At 58.8% G+C, this 21,906-nt stretch carries 17 protein-coding genes; 3 read left to right on the top strand and 14 right to left on the bottom strand.

Features of this window, described 5'->3' with window-relative positions:
- Positions 1–23: 23 nt before the first annotated feature.
- The 6 genes from AC05K6_RS04935 to AC05K6_RS04960 all read right to left on the bottom strand — a co-directional run bounded on the left by AC05K6_RS04935 (position 24) and on the right by AC05K6_RS04960 (position 6,644).
- Positions 24–1,346 (bottom strand): adenosine deaminase, encoded by a 1,323-nt coding sequence (locus AC05K6_RS04935; protein ID WP_476727941.1) that lies wholly within the window; start codon positions 1,344–1,346, stop codon positions 24–26.
- A gap of 54 nt (positions 1,347–1,400) precedes the next feature.
- On the bottom strand, positions 1,401–2,483 hold the full coding sequence (locus AC05K6_RS04940; protein ID WP_476727942.1) for a YhjD/YihY/BrkB family envelope integrity protein: 1,083 nt from the start codon (positions 2,481–2,483) through the stop codon (positions 1,401–1,403).
- A gap of 71 nt (positions 2,484–2,554) precedes the next feature.
- Positions 2,555–3,580, bottom strand: a complete 1,026-nt coding sequence (trpS, locus tag AC05K6_RS04945; protein ID WP_293790735.1) for a tryptophan--tRNA ligase — start codon at positions 3,578–3,580, stop codon at positions 2,555–2,557.
- Between the two features lie 11 nt (positions 3,581–3,591).
- Positions 3,592–4,449, bottom strand: coding sequence for a trimeric intracellular cation channel family protein (locus AC05K6_RS04950; RefSeq protein WP_476727943.1), 858 nt, complete (start codon positions 4,447–4,449; stop codon positions 3,592–3,594).
- Complete coding sequence (locus AC05K6_RS04955) at positions 4,443–5,423, bottom strand: exodeoxyribonuclease III (RefSeq protein WP_476727944.1); 981 nt, start codon at positions 5,421–5,423, stop codon at positions 4,443–4,445. The genes AC05K6_RS04950 and AC05K6_RS04955 overlap by 7 nt, the downstream gene beginning before the upstream one ends.
- Positions 5,424–5,492: 69 nt before the next feature.
- Positions 5,493–6,644: an MFS transporter gene (locus AC05K6_RS04960; RefSeq protein WP_476728033.1), complete on the bottom strand. Its 1,152-nt coding sequence runs from the start codon at positions 6,642–6,644 to the stop codon at positions 5,493–5,495.
- A 304-nt stretch (positions 6,645–6,948) separates the two neighbouring features.
- Between AC05K6_RS04960 and AC05K6_RS04965 the strand changes: the two genes are divergently transcribed.
- The 3 genes from AC05K6_RS04965 to metX all read left to right on the top strand — a co-directional run bounded on the left by AC05K6_RS04965 (position 6,949) and on the right by metX (position 12,168).
- On the top strand, positions 6,949–9,177 hold the full coding sequence (locus AC05K6_RS04965) for an NADP-dependent isocitrate dehydrogenase (protein ID WP_476727945.1): 2,229 nt from the start codon (positions 6,949–6,951) through the stop codon (positions 9,175–9,177).
- Between the two features lie 446 nt (positions 9,178–9,623).
- A complete protein-coding gene (locus tag AC05K6_RS04970) occupies positions 9,624–10,955 on the top strand; it encodes an O-acetylhomoserine/O-acetylserine sulfhydrylase (protein ID WP_476727946.1) in 1,332 nt (443 codons plus the stop codon).
- A 28-nt stretch (positions 10,956–10,983) separates the two neighbouring features.
- The gene (metX, locus tag AC05K6_RS04975; RefSeq protein WP_287861865.1) at positions 10,984–12,168 is read left to right on the top strand and encodes a homoserine O-acetyltransferase MetX; all 1,185 of its coding nucleotides are present in this window, start codon (positions 10,984–10,986) and stop codon (positions 12,166–12,168) included.
- Here metX and AC05K6_RS04980 read toward each other — a convergent pair.
- From AC05K6_RS04980 to AC05K6_RS05015, 8 genes are all read right to left on the bottom strand, one after another.
- Positions 12,165–12,524, bottom strand: a complete 360-nt coding sequence (locus tag AC05K6_RS04980; protein ID WP_287861864.1) for a DUF3017 domain-containing protein — start codon at positions 12,522–12,524, stop codon at positions 12,165–12,167. The genes metX and AC05K6_RS04980 overlap by 4 nt on opposite strands.
- Positions 12,517–13,374 (bottom strand): bifunctional methylenetetrahydrofolate dehydrogenase/methenyltetrahydrofolate cyclohydrolase, encoded by an 858-nt coding sequence (locus tag AC05K6_RS04985; RefSeq protein WP_287861863.1) that lies wholly within the window; start codon positions 13,372–13,374, stop codon positions 12,517–12,519. The genes AC05K6_RS04980 and AC05K6_RS04985 overlap by 8 nt, the downstream gene beginning before the upstream one ends.
- A gap of 74 nt (positions 13,375–13,448) precedes the next feature.
- Positions 13,449–14,078: a hypothetical protein gene (locus AC05K6_RS04990; protein WP_476727947.1), complete on the bottom strand. Its 630-nt coding sequence runs from the start codon at positions 14,076–14,078 to the stop codon at positions 13,449–13,451.
- A 175-nt stretch (positions 14,079–14,253) separates the two neighbouring features.
- On the bottom strand, positions 14,254–15,192 hold the full coding sequence (locus tag AC05K6_RS04995; RefSeq protein ID WP_476728034.1) for a pilin N-terminal domain-containing protein: 939 nt from the start codon (positions 15,190–15,192) through the stop codon (positions 14,254–14,256).
- 12 nt (positions 15,193–15,204) lie between these two features.
- Entirely contained in the window at positions 15,205–16,122 is a 918-nt protein-coding gene (locus AC05K6_RS05000) for a class C sortase (protein WP_269944006.1), read from the bottom strand.
- A gap of 33 nt (positions 16,123–16,155) precedes the next feature.
- Positions 16,156–17,646, bottom strand: a complete 1,491-nt coding sequence (locus AC05K6_RS05005; RefSeq protein ID WP_476727948.1) for a SpaH/EbpB family LPXTG-anchored major pilin — start codon at positions 17,644–17,646, stop codon at positions 16,156–16,158.
- A 247-nt stretch (positions 17,647–17,893) separates the two neighbouring features.
- Positions 17,894–20,512, bottom strand: a complete 2,619-nt coding sequence (locus AC05K6_RS05010) for a prealbumin-like fold domain-containing protein (RefSeq protein WP_476727949.1) — start codon at positions 20,510–20,512, stop codon at positions 17,894–17,896.
- An 850-nt stretch (positions 20,513–21,362) separates the two neighbouring features.
- Positions 21,363–21,878 carry a tRNA (cytidine(34)-2'-O)-methyltransferase gene (locus tag AC05K6_RS05015; RefSeq protein WP_448308020.1) on the bottom strand — a complete coding sequence of 172 codons (516 nt, stop codon included), beginning with the start codon at positions 21,876–21,878 and terminating at the stop codon, positions 21,363–21,365.
- Positions 21,879–21,906 lie beyond the last annotated feature (28 nt).

Raw genomic sequence — 21,906 nt, forward strand, 5'->3', positions numbered from 1 at the left:
TAACTTAAAGCATTCAGAGGCTTCTAGCTGCGGGTTTCTGAGCCATCGGAACCGTCAGGATCGTCGGTACCTTCACCCTCGTCATCGTCCAAGCTAAGCCCCAGCTCTTCCAGCTCGGCCTTGAGGTTCTCCATCGACAATTCAATGTCCTGCTGCCCAGCCCCTGCACCTGCAGCGTGTGGCTGACCGTGACCGTGCAGCCGCTGCATACCGCTGGACAACTCGCCATCCTCGGTATCCAAAGCATCGTCGGGCAGGCTATTGCCAACCTCGGCGTAGGCGGGGTAAATCACGTTACGTTCCAGGTCTTCGCGTAGAGTCTCATCGCAGTAGGCCACCTGTAGCGCATTGCTGGTCAGCTCCAGCAGCTGCCACAGCTCCAGGTCACAGTGCTCGGCCAATAACTCGAATTCGCGGGACATCGTGGTTCCAGAGACCAGGCGGTTGTCCGTGTTCACGGTGCACAGGAAGCCCATCTCGTACAGCAGGCCGAAAGGATGTTCCGCCACATCGTCGCAGATGCCCGTCTGTGTGTTGGAGGTCGGGCAGATCTCCAAGGCGATGCGCTGGTCGCGCATAAAGCGGGCTACCTGCCCCAGCTCAATACCGCTCATGGTGGCATTAAAGTCTTCGTACACGCGTACGCCGTGACCGATACGTCGGGCACCCTGCGCTAGGGCGTCACGAAGAGAATCCACACCTGCGGCCTCACCAGCGTGAATGGTGAAAGGAACAAGATTTTGGCGCAGCAGCTCAAAAGCGGCAGCATGCTTCGACGGCGGGAAACCATCCTCGGCACCGGCAATGTCGAAACCGACGACATAGCCTTCACCCGGAGTGTGCTCACCGTAGTTATCGACCGTGAGCTGCGCGATTTCCTCGGAGCGATCGGCGTGGCGCATAGCGCACAGGATGAGACGCACGTGAATGCGGCCGCCCTTTTCAGCTACGATCCGCTCACCTTCCTTAACGCCTTGCACGGTGGCTTCAACGACCTGTTGCAAGGTAAGGCCATCGGCCTGGTGCTGTTCGGGGGCGTAGCGCAGTTCGGCGTAGCACACGTTATCGGCAGCCAGATCCTCAACTGCCTCGCGAGTGATGCGCACCAGCCCCTCGGCGGTCTGCATCACGGCGGTGGTGTGGTCGAAGGTCGTAAGGTACGTGGGCAGGTCGCCGGAGTTCGCTGCCTCGTAGAACCACTGCTCCAGCTCTGCGGGGTCGGTGGTGGGCAGTTCGTAGCCGATTTTCTCGGCGAGCTCGACTAGGGTGGCGGGACGCACCCCGCCGTCGAGGTGGTCGTGGAGTTCTACCTTGGGAAGGGACGCGATGATGTCAGAGTCGATCATGTCTAACGATCCTAGCGACATCCGCGTCCCGGGAGAGTTGCTGGTTGGAGCTAACTAGCGACGGAAGAGCTTAGAAACCAGTCCACCCGCTACTACACCTGCGGCAGCGCCGACGCCGAGAAGGCCAGCGCGGTTCGCATCCGTGCTTCCTGTACGCACCTCCTGGCGCACGCGAATAACGGCTGCCGGGGGTGCTTCGGGGCGCAGGTTCGCCAGGGACTCGGGCGTGGTGGCAGCCCATGCGGAGCAGTACAGCAGGATTCGCCAAACGAAATACATAAGCACCATCAGACCGATGATCGGGCCGAAGGCCGCGCCCGCCGGGTTGGAAAGTGCTTTGGAGAAGAACATGGTGGCGAATTGTTTGAAGATCTCAAACAGTACCGCGCCGATGATTGCTGCCTTCACCGCGGACTTGCGCGGCACCTTCGTGCGTGGCAAATAGAGGATCATCCAGAAGAAAACTAAGAAGTTGGCGATCAACGCCACTACCAGGGCCACAGCAAAGGTGATGTAGCGAATGCCAGGGACGTCTGCCAGTCCCACGGTGTCTAGCAGTTGAGCGGTCAAGCCGGAATTACCGATAGTGGTTACCGCGAAGGCAAGAATCAGGGAAACCAGCAGACCAATTAGACCGATCAGATCCTTGATCTTGCCGGAGAGGAAGCTGTCCGCCTGGCCTGGTACCTTCCACATCTCGGATACGCCCATGCGCAGGTGCGCAATCCACCCCAGTCCGGTCCACAGCGCTAACAGCAGACCAATGGAGAACACCGAGTTTCGCTGTTCAATGGACTGCTCAATGATTGTCTTTAGGACTTCGCCCATGTTGCCGTCGCCCATATTGGCGACCTTGTCCATGACTTCATTCAGAAGCTTCTCATTACCTGCCAGGATCATGGCCAGCACTGCCAGGGTCAGCATCATGAGCGGGAAGATCGTCATCACGGAGAAGTAGGTAATGCCAGCTGCGTACTGGTTACCGCCTTGCTCGGAATAGCGATCTTGCATTCGCAGCACATGATCCAGCCATGGCCACTTTTCGCGGTACTTGTCCAGCGGCCCCGGCTCGTCTTTGCGGGATCGCTCCACACCGTAGGAGTCCAGGTTTTTCTTATCGGGGTCGGTGGTCGCCAAGGGGACGGCCCTTCCTTCCGGTCGTCTCGAAGATTCTCACATTAGTAAAGCACGGCGAGAGCCGCCGCGCTTTACTGTTCAGCCAGGAAACCTACACGCTCGTAAACTTGCTCGATTGTCTTGGCTGCAATTTCGCGGGCGCGTTCCGCACCTGCCGCGAGGATGCGGTGCAGCTCCGCGGGGTCGGCCATGTACTCGTCAAAGCGCTGACGCAGTGGAGAACAGAACGCCTCCAGCACCTCCGCCGTGTCCTTTTTGAGGTCGCCGTAACCGGAGCCGGCCTGCTGGTAGCCCTCTACGAGTTCGTCGATGCTCTTATCCCCCAGCGCCGACTGGATAACAAGCAGGTTCGATACGCCCGGTTTGTTTTCCTTGTCATAACGAATCTCGCCGTCGTTGTCGGTAACCGCCGAGCGAATGCGTTTTGCCGATACCTTCGGGTCATCCAGCAGGTTGATTAGGCCCTTGGGGTTATCCGTGGACTTCGACATCTTGGCCGTCGGGTTCTGCAGATCGTAGATCTTCGCTGCCCCCTCGGGAATGAACCCCTCTGGCACTACGAAGGTCTTCTTATATCGGGAGTTAAAACGCTCTGCCAGGTTGCGCGTGAGCTCGAGGTGCTGGCGCTGATCTTCGCCAACTGGAACCAGGTGCGGGCGGTACAGCAGAATATCCGCAGCCATCAGCATGGGGTACGCGTACAGACCAGAGGTCGTGTTATCCCCGCCCTGCTTGGCGGACTTGTCTTTGAACTGTGTCATTCGGCGCGCTTCGCCGTCGCCGGTGATGCACATCAATACCCATGCCAGCTGAGCGTGTTCCGGCACGTGGGACTGTACGTACAAAGTGGACCGCTCCGGGTCGATACCCAGGGCCAATAGCTGTGCTACCCCCGCGAGGGTACGTTTGCGCAGATCCTTGGGGTTATAACCGGGCACGGTGATTGCGTGCTGATCGGGGATAAAGTAAAAAGTCTCGTAATCGTCCTGGAGCTGGATAAACTGTTTGACCGCTCCCAGGTAGTTACCCAGGTGGTAGGAATCGCTGGTCGGCTGCAGGCCGGAGACGACGCGCTGTTTCTTCGCAGGTTGGTTCATAGTAGGTAACCTTACTCGTCGCGGGTTTCGGGGTCGGTGGTCGGGCTTTCGGACGCCCCGTCGTCCTCGTATTCGAATTCTCCCCGGTCAACCAGTTCGAACCGGTTTAGTCTTCTACGCTTCCTCTTGCTCTTCTTGTCCTTCGGTCCTCGCGGCGCTCCTACGCTGCGCCTGCGCATTTCCCGGCGGCGCACGCCAGCCTTGTTGAGCGCCCACATAGTCAATCGGCCAGCGGGGTCGCGTACATATTCCCGTTCTTGGTACTCAAACACGGGCAAGGAAATGCGGTAGAAAATAGCCAACAGACGTAGGCCAAAGGCAAAGACCAGGCAGATGACGATGACGAATTGGCTGCCGATCGTCTGATCCAGGTCAAAGTGCAGCATGCTCATGTACAACGCCGAGACCAAGATGGCGATGGAGGCATAGAGCTCCTCGTTGAACACCAGCGGTACCCGGTCACACAGAACATCGCGCAGCACACCGCCGAATACGCCCGTAACCACGGAGGAAACCACGACAATCAGTGGGCTATGCCCCATATCCAAAGCCACCTGTGCGCCCAGAATCGCGAAGGTGGAAAGGCCAACCGCGTCCAGCACCAAGAAAATAGTGCGGAAATAATCCATCAGGAAGCTCGCCAACACCGTCACCAATGCTGCGACCAATACGATGGCTAAGAAGATTGGCTCATTCACCCAACGCAGCGGGTAGTGGCCAAGCAGCAGGTCGCGCACCGTTCCACCACCGAAGGCAGTCACTGAGGCGATGAGCATGACGCCGAATATGTCCATCCGCTGTCGACCTGCAGCCAACGCAGCCGTCATTGACTCCGCGGTAAGCCCCAGGACGTAGAGGACGGTTAGCATGTGTACTCCACCAACACCGGTGAGTGGTCGGACCAGCGCTGGTCGTAAGCTGCGGCTTTGTCAACCCACACATTATTCGCGCTGAGTGCGCGCTCCAGCATGCCGCGGGTGGCCACCTGCAGATCGATGCGCCAGCCCGCGTCGGTGTCGAAAGCCTGACCGCGGTAAGTCCACCAGGAGTACGGGCCGGCCTGCTCCGGCAGGACCCGACGCATGACATCGAAATACTGCGGATCCTTTGCAGCGCCGGCTGCCAGGCGAGCTGCAGCGATCTCGCCCGGCGCGTAATCAACCGCACCGAAGAAGTCCCCGGCCACGCCAGCGGGGTTGCCATTGCGGCCCGCGTCCTCTGCGTCCGCAACCTGAGTTGCTTCATCTGGGAAGGTGCCCAGGACGGAATCCATAAAGGCTCGCTCATCCGGCAGATAGCCCGACTTCTTACGGTTGGTCTTCCAATTCTTTAGGTCTTCGCGGCGGTGGCAAATATTCCAATCGCCGCCGATAACCAGCTCCCCCTGCCCAGCGCGGTTGTTGAGGTACTCGCCGAAAGAATCCAAGAAACGGTACTTTTCATCCTGCTTTGCCGTCCCCGCCGCACCGCTGGGCAAGTACAGGGAAGCCACCCGCACCGGCAGGTCGCCGGCATCCACCGTGGCCTCTATATAGCGGCCAGAGTCAGCGAACTCCTCGTCCCCAAAACCAACCTGCACTTCTCGCAGTGGTATGCGGGACAGAATGGCCACCCCGGCACGCCCCTTTGCGGCAGCCGGCGCCTGCTCCAGATGCCACTCACCCAACACGGGCTCCAGCGCAGCGCGCGTCTGCTTTTCATCCGCGCGCACCTCTTGCATCAACACCACGTCGGCCGGAGTATTTTCCAGCCACGGCAGGATCCCCTGATTATCCTCGTGACGCACCTTCGCCGCGGCACGAATACCGTTGACGTTCACCGTCGCAATAGTCAAAGACTTCATGCGCCCTACCCTACTAAGTAGGTCAGACAACCACCCCGACGAGTGCGCCAATAGCGCAGCGCGAAGAATCTACCCGCGAGCAGCCGCAAGCTGACGGCGTCGTAAGAAGTAGGCAGGAACCCACAGCAGTGCGCCGCAGGCAGCCATCACAGCACCGGCCAGAGCCGGGGTGGAATATCCATAACCAGCGGAGATGACGGCGCCGCCCACCGCTGCACCGGCCGCATTGGCCATATTCAGCGCGGAGTGGTTCAGCGCCGCAGCGAGGGTTTGAGCATCGCCCGCCACATCCATCAGGCGGGTTTGCAGGTTCGGCACCAGGGTGGAACCCAAAAGTCCGATTACTCCGAAGTTTATGATTCCCAGCACTGCGTTGTGCGACAGGAAGTAGAAAGCAGACAGCACCACGATCAAGGTCAGCAGAGTGCCAAGAATCGCATACTCCAGGTTCCGGTCAGCCAGCACGCCACCGATGTACGTACCGATGACCATGCCAATGCCATAGACCATCAGCGGAATCCAGATCAGGTCAGCGTTGAAGCCCGCGTTCTCCGTCAGCGTCCACGAGATATAGGTGTAGACCGCGAACATACCGCCGAAGCCAACAGTGCCGATAGCCAACGTCATAAGAACCTGCGAATTAACCAGTGCGCCGAGCTCAGTGATCGGCTTTGTGCGGGGCATCAACGTCATGTGCGGAACCGTGAACCACAGCGCAATGAAGGTAATGATGCCGATGACCGCAACCATCGCGAAAGCCGCGTTCCACCCAAGGGCAGAACCCAAGCCCTGCGCAACTGGCACGCCAATAACCGTGGCGATTGAAAGTCCCATGCCCGTCAACGCCACTGCCTTACCACGCTTGCCATTCGGGGCCATCGACGCCGCGATCAGCGCGGTAACGGAGAAGTAGGCACCATGCGGGAAACCTGCGATGAAGCGCGAAATCATCAGCACCCAATAGGAATGTGCAAAGACGCTGAGGCCGTTGCCGATAACGAAAGCCCCCATAAGGATCAATGCCAGGCGTCGGCGCGGAATTGAACCCGTAAGCGTCGTAATCAGCGGAGCGCCAATGACCACTCCCAGCGCATAGACAGAGATTACGTGGCCGGCCTCCCCCTCGGTGATGGAAAAGTCATCCGCGATGAGGTTCAGCAGCCCCATTGCCACGAACTCAGTCGTACCGATACCGAAACCACCCAGAGCCATCGCAATCATGGCTATATAACGGTGGCGGGTGGAAATCTCCGTTTGGCGCGGTATAGGGCGGCGCGATGGCAGCTTGGTTAGGCGAGATTTAGAGCTATTTTGGCGGATTCGATTCACAGGCATCGCTTGCTTTCATGGGTAGGTTGGGCGGCGGGTGGGTGTAACAAAAAATATTTTTGCTCTTTAACCACAAACTGGCCGCGCGGTGGGCGGTAACCCCGTATCATTCACGGGTTTGCTATTTGCCGTATTCTTGGATCGTAAACCACGAAAAGATCAACTAACTAACTAGAGGCTGGGAGACGAACGCCACATGGCAAAGATCATCTACACCCGCACCGACGAAGCCCCACTCTTGGCGACTTATTCTTTGAAGCCAATCGTGGAGGCTTTTGCTTCTACCTCTGGAGTGGAGGTGGAGACCCGCGATATCTCACTGGCCGCCCGTATCCTTGCCGCGTTCTCCGATGTGCTGCCCGAGGAGCAGAAGGTTGACGACGCTCTGGCTGAGCTCGGCGAACTAGCCAAGACCCCGGATGCGAACATCATCAAGCTGCCGAACATCTCCGCGTCGATCCCGCAGCTGAAGGCCGCCATCGCGGAGCTGCAGAAGGCCGGATACGACTTGCCGGACTACCCGGCTGAGCCAAAGACGGACGAGGAACGCGATGCACAGGCTCGCTACGATTCAGTGAAGGGCTCTGCTGTGAACCCGGTGCTGCGTGAGGGTAACTCCGACCGTCGCGCGCCGAAGGCCGTGAAGAACTTTGCCCGCAAGCACCCGCACTCCATGGGTAAGTGGTCGCCAGAGTCGAAGACGAACGTCGCGACGATGGAGGCAGATGACTTCCGCCACAACGAGAAGTCCGTCATCATCGATGGTGATGACACCCTGCGCATCCAGCTGGTCAAGCCGAACGGTGAGACGCAGGTGCTCAAGGAATCCTTGCCGGTTCTGGACAAGGAAATTATTGACGCCACCGTGATGCGTGCCGATGCTCTCAGCACTTTCTTCAGGGCTCAGGTGGCGCGCGCGAAGGCGGAGGACGTGCTGTTCTCCGTGCACCTGAAGGCCACGATGATGAAGGTCTCCGACCCGATCATGTTCGGCCACGCCGTGCGTGCTTACTTCAGCGATGTCTTCGAGCAGTACAGCGACCAGCTGCTGCCGGCTGGCCTGAATGGCGAGAACGGCCTGGGCGCAATCCTGGATTCGCTGGACGCCGGAGAGGTGGACAAGGCAGCGGAAATCCGCGAGGCCTTTGACAAGGCTCTGGCTGATGGCCCGGATCTGGCGATGGTGAACTCCGACAAGGGCATCACTAACCTGCACGTTCCTTCCGACGTGATCGTGGATGCTTCCATGCCAGCTATGATCCGAACCTCTGGCCAGATGTGGAACAAGAACAATGAGACGCAGGATACGCTGGCGGTTCTGCCTGATTCCTCCTACGCAGGCATCTACCAGGTAGTTATCGATGACTGCCGCAAGAACGGCGCCTTCGACCCGACGACGATGGGCACCGTCCCGAATGTCGGCCTGATGGCGCAGAAGGCCGAGGAGTACGGTTCGCACGACAAGACTTTCCGCATTCCGGCCGAGGGGCGCGTGCAGGTTCTGAACGAGGCCGGCGACGTACTGATGGAGCACGAGGTCTCCGAGGGCGATATTTGGCGCGCATGCCAGACCAAGGACATTCCGCTGCAGGATTGGGTGAAGCTGGCTGTGACGCGCGCTAGCGCTACCGGCGCCCCGGCAGTGTTCTGGCTGGATCCAAAGCGTGAGCACGACATGAACGTGAGGAAGCAGGTAGAGACCTACCTGAAGGATCACGACACCGCGGATCTGGACATCCGCATCCTGTCTCCGGAGGAGGCAATGCAGCTGTCCATCGACCGCATCCGTGCTGGTGAGGATACTATTTCGGTCACGGGTAACGTGCTGCGCGATTACCTGACTGACCTGTTCCCGATCATGGAGCTGGGCACGTCCGCAAAGATGCTGTCCGTGGTTCCGCTGATCGCCGGTGGTGGCCTGTTTGAGACGGGTGCCGGCGGTTCCGCTCCGAAGCACGTGGCTCAGCTGACCGAGGAGAACCACCTGCGCTGGGATTCTCTGGGCGAGTTCCTGGCTCTGGCGGAATCCTTGCGCAAACTGCAGGAGACGGATAACAATCCACGCACCCCTATTCTGGGCGATGCTCTGGATGCCGCTACCGAGGCACTGTTGAACGAGTCGAAGTCCCCGTCCCGCAAGGTCGGCGAGATCGACAACCGCGGCTCTCACTTCTACCTGGCGAAGTTCTGGGCACGTGAGCTAGCTGACCAGACTCGCGACGCGGAGCTGGCAGAAATCTTCAAGCCTGTTGCTGACGCCCTCGAGGCCAACGAGGAGAAGATTTCCCAGGAGCTGCTGGATGTTCAGGGGCACGAGGTGGATCTGGGCGGCTACTACTGGCCAGATGACGAGAAGACGTTCGCAGTGATGCGTCCGTCCGCGACCTTCAACGAGATCATCGACGGCCTAAACTCCAACAAGTAGTATTGCTGCGAGTTTTACCCCGGAGCTGGCATTAGGATGCCGGCGCCGGGGTTTCTTCATGCACAGTTTCCTCCCTCTCCTCCCCGTTCACGCTGCGAATGTCGCTAGATCGGGAATCTGTAACGCGTCTACACAAAACACAATTTGTTGCAGCTTCCTGACCAGGCCTTTTAGAGTTTTGACAACGGCTTCTAATAACAGATTCCCGTTTTAGCGACATTCCCCCGCAACCCCCGGAGCTATCCCCCGCAACCAAACCATACAAATATAGACTAAGCGGTACGGATAACTTCTAGGCGCTAAACACGCCACTACCTGGCATTTTATGGCGTCGAGAAGAAAAAAGTAGACAGAGCGGTTTACTTTTATGGCATGTCGGTCTATCGTCGTAAAGCAACAAGCCCAAATAACAAGCAAAACGACAGACCTTCAAAGGATCTCACCCAATGCCCAAGTACAACAACGAAAACGCAGAGAAGTGGGGCTTCGCCACCCGCCAGATCCACGCTGGCCAACCTGTCGGCGATACCGGCGCCCGTAACCTGCCGATCCACTTCACCTCCAGCTACGTCTTCAACGATGCCGAGCACGCCAAGCAGCGCTTCCACTTAGAAGACCTCGGACCGATTTACTCGCGCCTGACCAACCCCACGGTAGAAGCGCTGGAGAACCGCTTGAACTCCCTAGAAGGCGGCGTGCACGCAGTGGCATTCGCCTCGGGCATGGCTGCCGAGACCGCCGCGATCCTCAACCTCGCTGGCACCGGCGACCACATCGTCGCCTCCCCGCGTCTGTACGGCGGCACCGAGACGCTGCTGCAGCACACCTTGCCAAAGCTGGGAATCGAAACGACTTTTGTGGACAACCCGGACGACCCGGAATCCTGGCAGGCCGCCGTCCGCCCGAACACCAAGGCCTTCTTCGCCGAGACCTTCGCAAACCCCCAGGCCGATGTGTTGAACATCCCGGCTGTGGCGGAGGTTGCGCACAACAACAGCGTTCCGCTAATCGTGGATAACACCCTGGCTACCGCTGCGCTGGCCCGTCCGTTGGAGCTCGGCGCCGACGTCGTAGTCGCATCCCTGACGAAGTTCTACACGGGTAACGGCTCCGGCCTGGGTGGCATCATCGTCGATGGTGGCTCCTTCGACTGGTCCGTCGAGCGCGATGGCCAGCCAGTCTTCCCTAGCTTCGTCAACCCGGATCCCGCTTACCACGGCCTGAAGTACGTGGACCTGGCCCCGGCTGCCTTCGGCATGAAGCTCCGCGCCGGCATTATCCGCGATACGGGCGCCACTCTCTCCGCCTTTAACGCCTGGGTCGTGGCTCAAGGTCTAGATACGCTGACCTTGCGCATCGCCAAGCACAATGAAAACGCAAAGGCCGTGGCCGAGTTCCTGGCCGACCAGCCGCAGGTTGCCACAGTGAACTACGCGGGCCTGCCGACTTCCCCGTGGTTCAAGGTCAAGGAGGAGCTGGGCTTGGAGTACACCGGCTCCGTCTTGAGCTTCGACCTGAAGGTCGACGATCCGACCTCGGAAGAGGCAAAGGCTAAGGCCTGGACCTTCATCGATGCCCTGCAACTGCACTCTGACCTAGCAAATGTCGGCGACGTGCGTTCCCTGGTGGTGCACCCAGCCACCACTACGCATTCCCAGTCCGACGCGACCGGCCTGGCTCGTGCTGGTGTCTCCCATGCGACCGTCCGCCTGTCCGTTGGCATCGAGGACATCACCGACATCATCGATGACCTCAAGCGCGGCTTCGAGGCTATCTAGAACACACAATTTACTGGGCTGATACCTCATGAACCCCGAGTTCCTCCCCGCTTCTGGTACGTCGCGCACGGTGCCTATCGGCGACGTTGTCACGGAGGCGGGTGTGACTATTGTTGACGCCGAACTCCGTTTCTTCGCGTTCTACGACTCTTCGGAGGGCGACGCGGACTATGCCGAGTTCTCCGCAGGTCCCGAGCCGGGACTATCCCCGGAGGAACGACCTGTTGTACTGATCGAACATGCCCTGACTGGCGACGGCAATGCCGCTGACTGGTGGGCGGACATGGTCGGCCCGAATAAGCCGATCGATACCACCCGCTATTTGGTGCTGTGCGCCAATGTGCTGGGCGGATGCCAGGGGTCCACTGGGCCTAGCTCACCACATCCCGATGGCAAGGCATGGGGTTCGCGATTCCCCGGTCTATCGATCCGCGACATGGTTGTGGCAGAACGGCAGTTGCTGGAGCGTATCGGCGTCACAAGGATCCATGCCCTTATCGGCGCTTCGATGGGCGGGGCGCGGGTGCTTGAGTGGTCGCTCATGTACCCGCACATGATCAACGCAGCATTACCCATCGCGGTAAGCGCACGCGCGTCGGCCTGGCAGATCGGCTTGCAGTCCAGCCAGATCCGCTTCATTGAGGCGGACCCGGCCTGGCAGGGCGGCGATTACTACGACTCGGGCGAGGTGCCATCACACGGCCTGGGGCAGGCACGTCGGATTGCGCACCTGACTTATCGCGGAGAGCTGGAAGTAGACGAACGCTTCGGAGTGGATCCGCAGCGGAATGAGAACCCCTACGGCCCCTACCGCGACCCACAGCAGCGCTTCGCGGTGGAAAGCTATCTAGACCGCCAAGCAGAGAAATTGGTCGCACGCTTCGATGCAGGCAGCTATGTGGTACTGACGGATGCCCTGAACAGGCATGATGTAGGTCGGGGTCGGGGTGGCATGAATGCAGCTCTAGGGTCGTGCGAAGTACCGACGATGGTGGTGGGCGTGGATACCGATATTCTGTACCCGCTGCATCAGCAGGAACACCTTTCACGCAATCTGGGCGACTTCATTGGCATGTCGAAAATCACCTCCCCCACTGGTCACGACGGGTTTCTGATCGAGTCGCGGCAGATGGGTCAGGTGTTAACGAAATTCCTGGCTAAGGCGGAGATCATTGCCGAGGGAAGTTCTGCTCCCGCAGCACCACTGAATTAACTCACCAGCGGGTCGACGCTCACGGCAATCCACAGAATGCCGAATCCGATTGCCGCGGTGAAGGCCGTATCGAAGCGGCGTGAACGCACCGCCAGGATTCCCAGCATGTGGGAATCCAGAAGTAGGCGCAGGACGGCCAGGTAGAGCATAGCGCTGCCCAGCATCACGCTGGCGCGACGCCACCTGTCCACCAGCAAAAGGGCGATGACAGCCAGCAGCATCAACACGAACAGCCCCAGCAGCGCCATCTGCACAGTACGGGAGAGCCTGGATGGCGGGTTATTCCGGTCGTGGGGGTTATCGAGTAAACGCAGGCGCGCATCCCCAATGCGGGCGGGGCGGGAGCGATTAGTCACGCAGCAGATTCTCCGCACGCTCGACGACATTGCGCACGAGGAAGGCACGGGTCAGTGGCCCCACTCCCCCAGGGTTGGGCGAAACGGCGCCGGCGATTTCCCACACGTCCGGGTGCACATCGCCCTTCAGCTTGCCGTCCTCGCCGCGGGACACTCCCACGTCCAGGATGGCAGCACCGGGCTTGACCATATCTGCGGTCAGCATGTGCGGCACACCAGCGGCGGCCACGATAACGTCCGCAGCCTTCGTCTCCGCCGCCAGGTCTTTCGTGCCGGTGTGGCACAGGGTGACAGTGGAGTTCTCGCTGCGGCGAGTGAGCATCAGGCCGATCGGGCGGCCGACCGTCACTCCGCGGCCGATGACTACAACTTTCGCGCCGTTCAACTCCACACCGAAGCGGCTGAGCAGGTGGATCGCGCCATTGGGAGTACAAGGCAATGGAGCGGGCTCGTTGAGCACCAGCTTGCCCAGGTTCACCGGGTGCAGGCCATCGGCATCCTTGTCCGGATCGATGCGCTCCAGCACAGCGTTTTCATCCAGGTGCTTCGGCAGCGGCAGCTGCACGATGTAGCCGGTGCAGGCATCGTCAGCGTTCAGCTCGTCGATGACTGCGTTGAGCTCTTCCTGGGAAACGTCCGCCGGGAGGTCCTTGCGGATGGAGTTCACGCCGATCTGCTCGCAGTCCTTGTGCTTCATGCGCACATAGGAGTGGCTGGCCGGATCGTCGCCCACGAGCACGGTGGCCAGGCCGGGAGTCACACCCTTTTCCTTCAGCGCAGCGACGCGCTGTTCCAGATCGGCGAAGATCTCGTCGCGGTAGAGTTTTCCATCCAATTTAGTAGCTGCCATACCGCCTATTATTCCACGCGGGCTCGCTGGGATCGAGGTGGCGTCATGGCTAAGAGAGCAACTAGTGCACGAAACTAGTAGGGCCTACCCGGCCAGTGCGGCGCCTGGGCGACAGTTGGACGAGCAGGTTTCATGGCGGCCACGACCACGCCAATGACGACGATGGCGATTCCAGCCAGCGCGACCAAGGTGGGGATTGTGAGAGTATGCTGCAAAGTCGTTTCGGTATCCAGCCAGGTATCGAGGATTTCGATGTAGCGCTGCCCATCTTCCGTGGTCGCTACATCCCAGTCGTCAGGTCCCCCGGTGGGCCAAGCTTTCTCTCCGTACTCCCGGATTTCCTCGCGGAACTCCCACCCCGGCACCACTGCGAAAGCCGCACCGCCGCCCCACCATACGAGCATGCCACCCCAGAAGATAGCGAGGGAATCATTGCACCACTTCGGGATCGCGAGCGCCACGAAATTGAGGAGGCACTGAATGCCGAAGAAGAGCGGGCCGACCGCGCCGGCGATTAGAAGTATCCCCACCCAGTCCTTGCCATAGAAAACGAAGCGCAAGACGCAGTACACGATCGGCATAAGGAAGGCAGCTAGCCAGCCGATCAGCAAAGGCATGAAGCGAGAGTCTTGGCCGGTTTGCGGCGGCGGGGCATACCCGTAGGCGGGCATAGGGGCAGGCGAGCCGTAGTGAGGGTACGTCATGCCACCGATCCTGTCAGAAGGCGGACACTTTGGCTGGGGATTCTGGGCATTAGGGCGAACATGGCCAAGAGCATGAAAAACCGCGGCACGTTGGGACTATGCCGCGGGGCGGGATGAGGTTTTTCTTCCATACTTATAGAAGAATCTGCACGGTGGGAATGTTCCCACAGCTACTTTATTTCTCCTGTGATTCAGCCAGATCACGTCGGCGGCGAAGCAAGGTAAATGCACCCACAACAACGAGCATGGCTCCGATAAGCGCCACCCACCACAGATGCGCTCCGGTTTGTGCCAGTCGATCGATGATGCTTGAAGACTCGCCGCCTTCATGACCACCGCCTGGGCTATTTGGCGGTGCTGGAGTATCCGGGTGCTCCGGCGGCGGGGTACCTGGAGTGCTTGGCTTATCGGGCGGCGTTCCGGGCTTATCCGGAGGCGTTCCGGGCTTATCCGGAGGCGTTCCGGGCTTATCCGGTGGCGTTCCTGGATTGTCCGGCGGCGTTCCTGGATTGTCCTCCGGCTTCGGCTTCGTATTCACCGTCACGTTGTAGTTCCAGCTGCCGGTTTCTCCGATAGGGATCGTGATGAGGAAAGGACTGGACTGGCGGTATTCCTTAGTAGGATCCGCGCCCTCGTATTCCGTGACCAAGTACAAGCCGACCGGGAGGCCGGTGAACACTGCCTTACCGGAACTATCTGTGTACGCCTCAAAGGTTCTATCGAATCCCCGCCGACGAGCATCAGCTACCGAGAGCCGCTTCGCCTGTTTCATCCCCTTCTCGGTAGTGAGGTCAATCCCCTGGACACGCTGCGCTGTGAAGCGAATGTTGTCGATAGGCCCAAAGGGTTTCTTGCCCCCTCGGTCGTCCCACCAATTTGGTTCGCTTTTCACCACAGTGAGAGTACCGAGACGGGTGGCATCAATAAATTTCACATCCAGGCCTTCGACCTGGCCTGTGATGGTGTGCTGCTTCGCGATAGCCTGCGGCACGACAGGAGCGGGGGCAACGAGCGGAGTGCCGACCAGAGCCACGACTGCGCCCAAACCGAACACGGAGCGGCGCAGCCCGGCACGGTGCACCGGCGCCCGCTGCACTTGTGACGCGGTATTCATGAGGTTCACGGCTTATTCCTCTTCCATTTCTTCTTCGCCTACTACCTGTTCGGATCGTCTGGCTTTCTGCTTCTTCCGCTCGCGAAGGAACCACCAAGTAATCAGTGCGATGATCAACACTGCGGCGGCGAGCAGTAGCCACATCCACCACTGCATCAGCTTGCCGCGATCATCGAACACGTTGCCTTCGTCCTCATCCATTGGAACGCGGTGGGCGTGCACCAGGAGCCGGTGGGTATTCACACCGTAGGGGGTGCAAGTGATGAGGGTCAGTAGGTCCTCGTCTGGTCGGGTTTTGAGGCTGTCGACCTCGTCCGGCAAGACAACCTCTGTGTCGTACACCTCGTACTTCATCTTCTCGCCGAAGGTCGACACGTAGACCGCATCGCCCTTCCGCACGTCCACGAGGTCATCCCACAGTGTGGCGTTGGACAGACCTGTATGGCCTGTAATAACCGCGTGAGTTCCCTTCCCACCTACAGGTAAGGAGGATCCATAGAGGTGCCCAAGACCTTTTTGCAGAACCTCGTCGGAGGTCCCGTGGTAAACGGGTAGGCGCGATTCGATGGACGGGATAACCACCTGGCTCATGGCGCTCTGCCCAGAGAGCTGGGAAAGATACTCTTCGTATGCGGGGTTATCCTCGCTGACGCGAGCCAGCCACGGATCCAGGATCGGTCCGTCCTTGTGCGTCGTGTTATACCTGCGGGCTTCCTCTACCGCTCGACTAAGGACTTGAGGATCCGTTTCCTTCAAGTCTTGTTCGTATTTTTCCGCGATCTTTTGTTGCTGGTGGTTGTTCCACTGCGTGGCGTAAACGGGATAAAGCATGACAAGCAGCCCCACCACCACTAAAAGGATGGGGAGGAAGGTGCGACGAAAGAGCGATCGCGGTGCGCTCTTTCGATGCTTACCAATTGTGCTTGTCATGTCCGTTGCTTTCCCGTTCGAACTGCCTAGCCCCTACTGCTGGGTGCTTCGGCGAGCTGCGTAGAAACCGCCACCGATAATCGCCAAACCAGCCAGAACAATGGCCCAGAAGCCTGCGCCACCGGTGTTCGGCAGGTGGTTTTCGTCGGTGTAGTTCTTGATGTTGGCGGTGTACTTGATGTCGGCGGTCGGCGTACCGTTATCATCCACATCGCCCTTCTTCAGCTCGAAGTGCTCAAGCGCATCGTTGGCCACGTAGCCTTCAGGTGCCTTGGTCTCGTGCAAGCAGTAGTTGGTCTCTTCGTCGGCCTGGTTGTTGGCGAAGTCGGTAACGTGTACGCCCTCGATGGTGACAGTGCCCTGGTCGTTGGTGGTCCACTTGTCCTGGCCCTGGACGTTCAGCGGATCGGTGCCTTCCTTCTTCTTCCAGGCCCCGTTGCCGTCATCGACACACTGCACCAACTCAAACTCTGCACCCTGCAGCTTCTTGTTCTCATCGTTGCCGTCGGTCTTGTTGATGGTGACCTTGCCCCAGTAGGTGTGAACCTTATCCGACTTCTTCTCAGTGTCGTGTTCGGAAGAGCCGTTATTGGTGATCAGCGTTGCGTCGTTGGGAACGTGCTCGATGAAGCCGTTGGTCTTGGTCTTGATGGTGGTGAACACGAGGTCGGTGGACTTCAGCTTATCGCTGCCAGCTTCGGTGAATTCGACCTTGATCTCCTGGCCGTCCTTTACCAACTGGTAGTCGGTGCCTGCCACCAATGCTTGAGCCTTGTCAGCGGACTCTCCGTACTTCACCTCGACAGTGGCGTTTACAGCGTCCAGTTTCGGATCAAGTACATCCTTGACGATGTACTTCTTCAGCGTGGAATTCTTAGCAACAGCCGGAACGCCCGTGGTGATCGTGTACTTGTAGTCCTGGCCTGCCTGTGCGTTCTGGTCCTCAACTTCCTTGGTGATTGTCACCTTGGAGTTCTTCGGGTACGCGTGAACGTCATAGATCCAGCTCTTGTTGTCCGAGTTGGTCATCGGCACATATACCAGGAACGGAGCACCGGGCACCAGACCCGAATCAGCCGGGACTTGGGTTTCGGTGACCTTGTAGAGACCCTTTGGCAAGTTTTCGAACTTCAGGGTGCCATTTGCACCGGTGGTGCCTTCGTTGGAGTATGCACCGTCGCCGTTCCAAGCCGTTGCCTTGGAAGGGTCGGTAATCTTGCGTGCCTTTTCCCAGTCGCCGCTGTTGTTCAGTGGCTGAACCAGCTCAATCTTGTACTTGACGCCCTCGGCTGGCTCACCAGAGGGATTGTCAATCTCGGTTCCGTTGCCCTGCTCGCCCTCAGCGCCGATGAGCTTGTGCAGGGTAAGGGAAAGTGGCTGGTTGTTGTCGATGGTGCTGACGGCCTGCGCCTGTGCGGTCGGGGCCTCGTAGACTACTTCGGCGCCGACGGTGCCGGCAGCCAGTGCGATAGCGAATGCAGCGGACAGCGCACCTACGCGCTTGCCGACAGTTGCGTTAGACATGAACGTCCTTCTTTCTTACAAGTGAATGAGTAGTGGAAGTTGATCCGAGTGGTCGAGGGCACATGGTTGGCAATACTCGTGGCGAGCTACTTGCGGTGAACACTGCGCGCCTTCGTAACGGATCCTTGTGTGAGCAATGTGGTTTCTTGGCTTCAGGTCATCGTGCCCACCCGGGTCCATCTCGGCACCGGCCTGGGGTACTGTGTTGAAACATTGTTCTCCTCTTTAGAAGTTGTGCACGTCAGGGTTAGTTCAGTCGTCGGCGTATGCCCATGGCTCCTGTGGCTGCGATGAGAAGCCCCGCGAGAATGGGGAGTATCACACCGTCGCCACCGGTCTTTGGCATCACGCCCTGGTGCACATTGGCCACCTGCAGCCATGCACCGTCTGGATAGTCCTGTGGCAGGTCACTCGGCTTAGACGCAGCAAACAGCGCGCTCCGCTGGGCCGACTCCACGATCGTCTTGCCACTGGCATCTCGTTTGATGCTGATTTTCACCGGGGTAGGCAAGAGCTGATAGCCGTCCGGCGACTTCGTCTCCAACAAGAAGTAGGTTCCGTAGTCCAGTTCAGTCCAGAGGTACTTTCCATCCTCTGTGACCTTGAGGTCCGCAATTTTGTTCGCCGCCGGTCCCGTGGGGTCTTGGTCGTAGATCGCGAACTGCGCCCCGTATTTGTCGCCGTCGCGCGCGGGGATAGTCGTGATGTTTCCTGCGGAGTCCGAATCGACCTTCCATAGATAGAAACGGGTCTTATCGGGTCCGGGATAGCAACCCTCGTCTTCGAGGTCGCCCATCTTCACGCTATTGGCGAAGCCGCCGCGCTCTGCACTGCATTCTGGTACGTCGTCACCGTCACCGGGTGTGACGCCACCTTCCCCGCCTCCGGCCGATTCAGTTCGAGCTTTATCGTATTCTTCCTTATCAAGGGTGAACTTCAGTTTGACTCGGTACCGATGAGTGCCGTCGCCATGCTTGGAATCCTGCCGTCCAACTGCATCGATGGTGCGCTTTTCCCGCATTTCTGGGGAGTCCTCGGAACCTTCTCGGTCACAGTTGTCTAGCCGGAAGCTTCCCGTTTGCAGCACGTCAGATTCTACCACGCACGAAGGTGTGTCTCCCGGTTGTTTGTCCTTGGACGTGTATTCGTCAGTGAAGTACACCTCCGCACCGGTGAGCTTCGCCCCCTTGGGCAGCTTCGGGGTATCGGTGGGCGCCGGGTAAACGTATTCGTTAAGGTCATCAAAGCTCTTAACCGTCACGTCATAGGCGGCAGTGTACGTAACATTGCCTTGGCCATCCGTATCGGAAGTGATGTCGTCGAAGCCGACCTTTCCGTCACCGTTGGTGTCGATGGCAGTCTTGCTCAATGCACCTGGACAGGAATCGTAAGCAGTATCGTTCGTCGGGTCTTCGTCTTTGTCATGGTTAATCACAGACGCCGTGTTAGGGCGACATTCCGCACCGGACTTCAATGTCGCGCCAATGATGACGGTCGCCTTACCGCCGGCAGGCATGGGTCCGAAGAAGTAGGTTTTTGTTATCTCACCGGTTTGGGGGTTCTCGGTGGCAGGTTGAGTGTGGACATTCCCACCGTCGTACCCCTCGTAAACAACCTGGTTGTACTCCACGAGGCCTTCGTAGGTTGCCGGCAGAATGTCGTACAAGGTGAAACCTGACGAAGCACCTTTTCCGATGTTCTCAACCTCCAGCGCCCAATACTTCTTGTTCCTGGGCAAGCCGGCAGCATAGACCTGTTCCAGTCGGGGGTCTCCTGGCTCCAAAGTAGTTTTCTTTGCCTTAAGATCCGAGGGGTTCTGCACCCCGGGGTTACTCGTTGCATCGGTGTTGTAGGAAGCAGGAAGGTCCGACAGCCGAGAGACCAGCTGAAAGCTCGGATGCTCTCCGGTTGGGTCGAAAACCCTAATCTGCATGCCCACCTGATCGGCAGTACTTCCGCCGGTACCAAAGCCGAGGTTGCCGTTGCCGTACAACCAGGCCTTACCCCAGACCTTCTCCGGGATCGCTGTATTACCAGACGGGTCTTGAAGCTGATCCGCGAGGATAGTCCACGTCTTCCGTTCTCCTGTATCCATGTTGATGCGCTCAAACATGACGTGTGTCCTTGGGTTCGCCCCGTCTTGCTGCATGCGGGCGGGACTCACCAGACCCCAGAGGTACTGTGGGGCACTGGGGAGGACAACATGATCCTCAGCTCCAGCTTGGAAAGGCGCGTTGTTTTGATTACGGGCAATCTCGCCACGTGGATCCTTCGCACCTACCGCTGGCAGGGGAATCTTATACAGCTGTCGGGTACCGGATGTTGCGGTGTTGCCCACCCACATCACTTCGTTCGATCCACGTAGGTCAAAGGTGCCGGTGTTGATTAGATCCAGGTCGTTTGGCCTTCCGCTGGTCGCCTTGTGGAAAAGGGTCGCCCCCTGAGCATTCTTGACCAGCCCGAGGTCGTACACCTCACCCGTGACCGGATCGATCTGCAGAAGATGGCCCGCGGGGTGGCATTCCTGGAGGCTCGAATTGTGGTTCGCCTGGCTTATGGCGTAGATCCAGTGATCCTTCGTGTTGTAGGACAGCGCGTTGTACACCCAGTTGGAGGGCTTGCCGATGGGGGTAAAAGTACTGCTACCCTCGATCTGCAGGTTGAGCTGTGTGCTCGTGTTTCCCGCCTGTCCACCATTCGGCGTGGCCGACACGTAAACAGCCGTGCCCTTATTGAGTTCGTCTTGGGTGAGCTCTCGGGGACCTTTACGGGTTGTCGCCTCCTCACACTTACACGGCACCGAGACCATGCCATAAACCTTGACCGAGTAATCGTTACCTTGTGTCGACGGCGCATTCGTCAACACCTGTAGGGTATTTCCTGGCCAAGTATTGAATCCCGTCCCTGTACCTTCAAGGTCAAAAGAGACGGAATTTACCTTCCCTGCGCTATTACGACTTTGCACCGTAATACCGGTGGTTTGCACAGCCTTACCGTTCGTGCCGATCCGACCGCCTCCGGGCGGTGGCGTGGTAGACGAGTTGTATTCAACCCCGTTGCTGGTCTCTTTCTTAGTGACAAAAAACCCGCCTAGATCCACATTAAAGGACCTTGTAGTGCTAATTTCTACCCGGGTCAGCGGCAGATCCACCCCCCGCGTACCACTCTTGATGTTAATGCGGAACCTCTTGGCGTTGCTCTTTGTAGAACTTGCAACTTGCTTTAAATCTTCGTCATTCCTCGCATCCGAAAGAGGTGTGTAGAGCTGCGTATCCAGCAGTTTCTCTTCTTTACAGTTTCCCGTTGGAGTCTGCGCCTGCGCCGAAGGAACATTAATTCCTCCAATGGCTCCCACGATGGTCACGAGTGCACCCAGAAGGGCAGCAACGGTTAGAAGACAAATACATGCCCGACTAAGCGCCGCCCCTTGGCGATCTTCGGCCAACTTAAGGTTTTCACCGGTTAATACGCGAGCCATTATCCTTTTCCAGCCTTAGATCCGTTCTTCGACCCACCTGTTAAGGTTTACCTAAAAAACGGATACCCACTCCTTCTTGGCGAGATGAAGGTTAAGCCTTCAAGCTTGCACCCTACACGAACAAGAATACAAGCTTCACAGGTTCCGCTCAATATTCCGAAAGGTGATTTAGGCTACTCTTAATAGAATCTACACCTTGAGTTCACCGGACAGCAGTGGCACCCCTTCCGGCACCCCGCTACACACCGCCGGCGAAGCCCAACTGGCGCCACGCCTCGTAGGCCGCCACCGCCGCGGCGTTCGATAGGTTCATGGAGCGCCGCCCCGGCAGCATCGGGATGCGTACCTTCGCCGCCACCCGCGGGTCGGCCAACACATCGTCGGCCAGGCCAGTCGGCTCCGGGCCGAAGAGCAGCGCGTCACCCGGCCGGTAGTCCACCTCCGTGAACCACGTGCCCGTCTGCGCGGTGAAGGCGAATACCCGCCCCGAGCCACGTACCGGGTCAGTCACGTGAGCCAGCGCCTCATCGATGCCCTCGTGGACGTGCACGTCTGCCAGTTCGTGGTAATCCAGCCCCGCCCGGCGCACGTGCTTGTCGTCGAACTTGAAGGCGAGCGGCCCAGCCAGGTGGAGCGAAGCCCCCGTGCCCGCGCACATGCGGATGGCGTTGCCCGTGTTCGGGGGGATCTCCGGGCGGTCGAACACTACGTGCAGTGGTGGGTTCACACCCGCAAACTGGTTTTCAGACGTCATTCACCCAATCTAACCGGTACAAATGTAG

The organism is Corynebacterium sp. TUM25020, from assembly GCF_056388495.1.